Raw genomic sequence first — 6,000 nt, 5'->3', positions numbered from 1 at the left:
CTCTAAAAGACAAGATAAGCGCATTAAACGAAGCCGAGCGAAAAGGAATCAAAAAAGGTAGACAAGAAGGTATTAAAGAAGGTGAAAAAAGCAAAGCAATAGAAATAGCTAAATCACTAATAAACATAGGGCTAGACAAAGAAACAATATCAAAGTCGACAGGTCTTACTTTATCAGAAATAGAAAAATTAATAGATTAATTAAAGAAAGTAGAGGTGTAAATCTCTACTTTCTTTAATTCTAAGGAATTTATACATTTTAACTAAGGCAACGGAATCTTTGATTCGTTGGCGCCATGAGCGAAGCGAATTTTAAGCAACGGACGAAGTCGCCCGCTCATGAACGCAGTGAATTTTAAGCAACGGACGAAGTTATTGGCGATATGAACGTAGTGAATTTTTTATAACACATAGAAATTATAAAAAAATGCAACTTTTTTTAGTTATAAGTTGTCTTATATTATATAAGAGAAATGAATTAGACAAATTTTAGAAAGGGAAGTTAATATGGAGGGTATAAATTTTATTTCAAAAATAAGGGGAAAAGGAAGCACTTCAAAAAATAAATCTATAAAAACTAATTGTGCCTCATTTGAAAAATTACTATTGCAATATAAATCTTATTTATATAAAGTGGCCTACACATATGTAAAAGATAAGCAAGTCGCACTCGATATTTTGCAAGAAACTTCATTTAAAGCGTGGTTGAATATACACACGTTAAAGGATGAAGAAAAATTTAAACCATGGATAACAAAAATATTAGTCAATACTGCTTTAAATTATATTAAAAAAGAAAGCAAGGTAATTTATATGGAAGATGAAAATTCAATTATATATAGTGAAAAATCTATATCTATAGAGGAGAAATTAGATTTATATGACGCAATAGATTTGTTAAAACCAAAATACAAAACAGTTATTATATTGAAATATTTTGATGATATGAAGATAGAAGATATTTCATATGTTCTTAATATACCGGAAAATACAGTAAAAAGTCATCTGAAAAGGGCGAAGGAAAGTCTAAGTAGTATTTTAAAGGAGGGGATTTAAATGAAGTTTGATAAATTTGATAATATAGAAGTTCCAGAAGAAGTCGATAGTTTTATAAAAAATGGGATTAAAAAAGCAGAAAAAATTAAGAAAAAAAGAAAAGTACAGAAAGTAGTAGTGGCATCTATAACATTAGTATTGTGCTGTGGAGTTTTGATAAATGACACTACATGGGCTCTTGTTGATAGCATCACGAAGAAGATAGAAAATTATTTTGGAGCGAATAATGATGAGTTTGAACAATATAAAGCTGATCTCGGAAAAAGTGCATCTGATAAAAATATTACAATGACTTTAAAAGAGGCAATGCTAGAAGATAGTCAATTGATATTAAACATGAATTTAGATTTTTCAAAACTTGATAAAGGATATAATATAACAAATTATATGCCTCAAATTAAAGAAGTTTACTTAGATGGTAAGAAGTTTTTGCCTAGTTCAACTATGCAAGAATTTGGAATTAGTGAAGACGAAAGCATAGATGAAATTGAAAAGAGGGGGAATATAGACTTTTTAATACGACTTGAAGTAGTATCAGCAGATGCATATGATGAAGATAATAGAGTTTTAGAGAATTTAGATAAAGATAAGGACTACAATGTAAAAATTGTGTTTGGTAAAATAGAAACAATGAAAATGGATGTGGATAAAAATTTTGGAAAATCAATAACAGGAAATTGGGAGTTTAATTTTACTATAAATACAAAAGAAATGGCAAAGAAAATAAAGGTTTATAATATAGATGAGGAAATTGAAATAAAAGATAAAAATAAAACTACTTTATTGAAATTTAAAGAATTAAGAATATCACCATTATATGCAAGACTTTATGTTGATGCTGAGAGCACAGGAAGCCAAGACTTTTTAAATAATATTACTATAGAAGCTGTCGATCAAGATGGAAATTTAATATTAGAAGGACTTAGTGGAAGTTCTAGTTATGAAAATGGTATAAACAAATATATAAATTTAGAATCAGAAAAAGATTTATATCAAAGTGGAGATAAAATAAATATAGATAAGATAGAATATATAAAAATTATCCCAGTTAAATTAACTGAAAGTGGGGACACTTATAAAAAATACGAGCATAAAGCTATAATAGTGAATTTGAAATAAAAAAGTTGTCACAAGATATTGTGGCAACTTTTTTTGTATTCAAGAAAATCTAAATTATAATATAAAAAATTAATAATATGGAATAAACATAGATAGATAAAAATATAATGAATTAAGCTTGTACAAAAATAAAAAGGGGAGGGATTTGAATTAAGAGAAAAATAAAGTTTATAATTGCTGTCTGTATTATGACGGTGATTGTATACATTACGTATGATAATCTGCAAGATATTGATGCAGGTAGGAGTTTGCCAGTTGGGGTGACTGAGGTTGAACTTAAAAATTGGACAAAAACGAGAGAGCCAGATGAAATCGAAAGTGGAGAGAAAAAGTTAAATTCTCATAGTACTTTATATAAATTTAATAGAAATATTGATGAAAGTGATGTTGAAAATATACAGGACTTATATGATTCTAGTAATAAACTCAGAGGGATTAATTATGTAACAATTAATAGCGAAAGTAATACAGAAGGAAATGAAAAAATAGAAGATCAAAGTAACAGTATAGGTGATATAGACGATGAAGTTTACAATGAAAATAATGATATATCTCAAGAAGAATCAAGTTTAAATATAAATGATGTGTCAAAAGAAGAATACAGTTTTAATACAAATAATGCATCAAAAGAAGAAAATCAAGATATGTCAGAACAAGAATATCAATTTGAAGAAATCGAACAAGATATATCACAACAAGATAAAAGTACAACACAACAACAATACGCAAAAGATAATACAACAAACCAAAGTATTCCGAAAGTAATTATAGAAGATAATAAAACACAAACTAAAGTAACAGGCAATAAAGTTTTAAGAACTATTGTAACTCCCCAAAAAGGAGGAATAATAAGATATGATTTGTGGACTTTGTATGATTACTTAAAATCGGACAAAGAAGTTAAGTGGCAAGAAGATAAATTTGTGACATGGGATTTATACACATCTTTAGATCCAAAAAATGAACAGACTAGTGTTGAGTGGAGGATGTTGAGCGCCAAGATAAATATATCCCAAGAACAATATGATTTGCTAAGTAATAATGAGGCATATGCAGTACTTGGTGTAGAAGCAGATAATGAATATGGATTTGAGCTTATCGTACCTTATAACGATATAATCAGCGTCTTTATAAATGGATTTGTGACATCACTGAATTATCAAAATCGAAATACAGACAGAATTTATAATTTAGATGGAAGTAATACAAAATACAAACCATCAACATTATCAAAGTGTAAAAATCCAACTATACATAAAAGTGATTTATCAAAGCATACTGATTTTTATCATTTTGAAACAGGTGTATTTAATATGAGTAACACTAGTGGGCTAAATGCTAATATGATTATGGAAACAGACATAAGCAATAAATTAAATCTAGAAGAAAATAGCATAGATTTTTTAGTCGGAAATTTTATTTCAAGCGAAAGTGTTTTAAATAATTCATATGGATTTTCAAAGTTAAATCTGTATATTATTGAAAAGCCAAAACTAGATATAAATATTCAATTTTATAAATATATAGATGACGAAATACTTTATTTTAATGAAGATTATGCACCAACAAGGGGTGATGATGTATATATCAGAATAGATATAACAAATACATCAGATAAATTTGTATTAAATAATCTAGATTTAGATATGAAGATTACAAGTACTCCTTTAAAGATAAATAAAAACACAATTACTTATAATAATTTAAATATAAAAAACAATACAAGGTGCTATATAAACGACGATTTTTCCACCCAGTACAGCATAGATATTTTAAAAGAGCTTAAATGTGGAGATAAAGTTACTATAATGTCTGATAAAATAACTTACTCTATTACTAAAAATGATGCCGTCAGAAGTGCAGTAATCTGTAGCGGAAATTTAAAAATGAATTATATTAAGGATGATTTTACTCATATAGAATTTAAAAATAATCAAACAGCCATTAGAGTTCCAACTAGCAGCTCGTGTGGTACTTTAAATTTTACCTGTGAGATAGAAGATGAAGATAATGCCTTGGCAAGTAATATAGGAGATAAAATAACAGAAGATGGTTATAGTGAAGGTGGCGATTATAAAGATAATAAAGAGGAGCCAAGTCTTATTGTAAATGTAAGTAATGATAATGAGTCTGCCAATTTAGTCATAAAACCTGGACAAACATATAAAGTAGAAAATTTAAGTATTGATAAAACTTATAATATAAGCTTAATTCTACCACAAAACTATATTGTTATAGATACAGACACATATTCTAGCTCAAAACAAAATACAGTCCAAATAGATACAAACTCTGATTATGACCATGATATACATATAAAAATCAAGAAAAAAAGTAATCCTTATTTTTATAAAAATAAGCAAGATGAGGTAGATTTAAGTTTTAAATAAATTAATTAAAGATAAATTAGACTTAAGTTTTAAATAGACTAGTTAAGAAAAAAGTGAATTTTACTTTTGAATAAACTATTTAGAAACAAAGGTGATAAAATGAAAAAACTAATTATAGCTATAGTGACGATAACTATTTTAGTAGTCATATCTACAAATTATGGGAAACTATATGCTATGTTTTTCAATCAATTCTCAAAAGATATCACTCAAAAAACAGCTAATATAGATTTTACAATTCAAGGAGATTTTAAAGGTGAGAAAAAAATAAATATACAAAATTTAGATCAACTTATAAAAAATGATGTGAAAAATTATGAGATAGATATTGATTTTGATATAGAAAATAACAGCGATTGTGAGATATATGTGAGGGTAGCTGTTGTATCGATTATTTTAGACAATACTAAGGCGAATACGGCGTATAAGTTTAGCAATTCATTTTGTGAAATAAAATATGATAGTAAAAATAATACTCTGGATGAAGACTATTGGGAAAAGTCAGATGACGGATATTATTACTATAAAACGACTATAAAGAAAGGAGGAACTTTAGAGAATAAACTTATTTCGGGAATAAAATTAAATATAAATAAATCAGAAAAAATGAGTTTAATTCATAAACAGCCTCAGCTTGTGGTGAGAGTAGAGGCAAGTAATAAGGCATTTTAAATTTTGACAAATAAAAATTAATCTAAAAGTATGAAATGGTGTAAAGATATTTCAGTAAGCAAGAAATAGTGTAAAATATTTTAAACTTATAAGGGGGAGTTTTATTGAAAAAAGGGAGAAAAATATTAGTTGTATTGTTGGCGATTTTAATACCAGTATCAATTGGATTTGGTTACAAGTTTTTTAGCTGGAAAGGTAATAAGAGTTTATCAAACCAAGCTATGACAGTTGATGGAGATATAAGTATAAAAAATATTCCGAGTGAAAATACATTGTTACCAGGTGACAAAATATGTGATGAAATACAGTTTAATATAAAATCGACAGCAATGAGTTTATTAAGGGTAAAAATTGATGGATTTGTAAGTTCTACATCAGATGGAAATAAAGATAAAAAAGAATTGTGTAAAATAGAAGGACTTGATGAAAATTGGATAGATGGACAAGACGGATATTACTATTATATAAAAGGTGTAAGTAATACAACAAATTCAACAGTTCCTTTTGTAACTGGAATATATTTTGAGGTTCCAGGGAGTGAAGATGCTAACAATTATCAAGGTAAATACATAGGTGCAGATATACAAGCTGAGATGGTTCAAGCAAAACACGGAGTATTTAAAGATCATTGGAATATTGGGGAAAGTAGCAATGTATATAGTATTTTAAATGAAATATCACAAAATGAAGGTGAATAAGTTTTATATTATTAATTTATGGGTATAAATAAATTAATAAATATGTCAAAAGATAATAATTTATTA

5 protein-coding genes and 1 pseudogene are annotated in these 6,000 nt (G+C 27.1%); all 6 read left to right on the top strand.

Translation table 11 applies throughout. The features are described from left to right. Positions 1-200 (top strand): annotated as a pseudogene (locus tag RDX53_RS07965) (hypothetical protein); the annotation flags it as partial. Positions 201-506: 306 nt separating this feature from the next. Continuing rightward, positions 507-1,055, top strand: a complete 549-nt coding sequence (locus RDX53_RS07960; RefSeq protein ID WP_295778233.1) for a sigma-70 family RNA polymerase sigma factor — start codon at positions 507-509, stop codon at positions 1,053-1,055. Further along, a complete protein-coding gene (locus RDX53_RS07955) occupies positions 1,056-2,174 on the top strand; it encodes a DUF4179 domain-containing protein (RefSeq protein ID WP_307993941.1) in 1,119 nt (372 codons plus the stop codon). Positions 2,175-2,362: 188 nt separating this feature from the next. Next, a complete protein-coding gene (locus RDX53_RS07950) occupies positions 2,363-4,564 on the top strand; it encodes a hypothetical protein (RefSeq protein WP_307993940.1) in 2,202 nt (733 codons plus the stop codon). 99 nt (positions 4,565-4,663) lie between these two features. After that, entirely contained in the window at positions 4,664-5,236 is a 573-nt protein-coding gene (locus tag RDX53_RS07945) for a hypothetical protein (protein WP_195930046.1), read from the top strand. A gap of 104 nt (positions 5,237-5,340) precedes the next feature. After that, positions 5,341-5,934 (top strand): hypothetical protein, encoded by a 594-nt coding sequence (locus tag RDX53_RS07940; protein ID WP_195930045.1) that lies wholly within the window; start codon positions 5,341-5,343, stop codon positions 5,932-5,934. Positions 5,935-6,000 lie beyond the last annotated feature (66 nt).

It is taken from the genome of uncultured Intestinibacter sp., from assembly GCF_902468165.1.
Lineage (GTDB): Bacteria > Bacillota > Clostridia > Peptostreptococcales > Peptostreptococcaceae > Intestinibacter.
The sequence above is the reverse complement of the archived record's forward strand: the minus strand, read 5'-3'. Positions and strand labels throughout refer to the sequence as shown.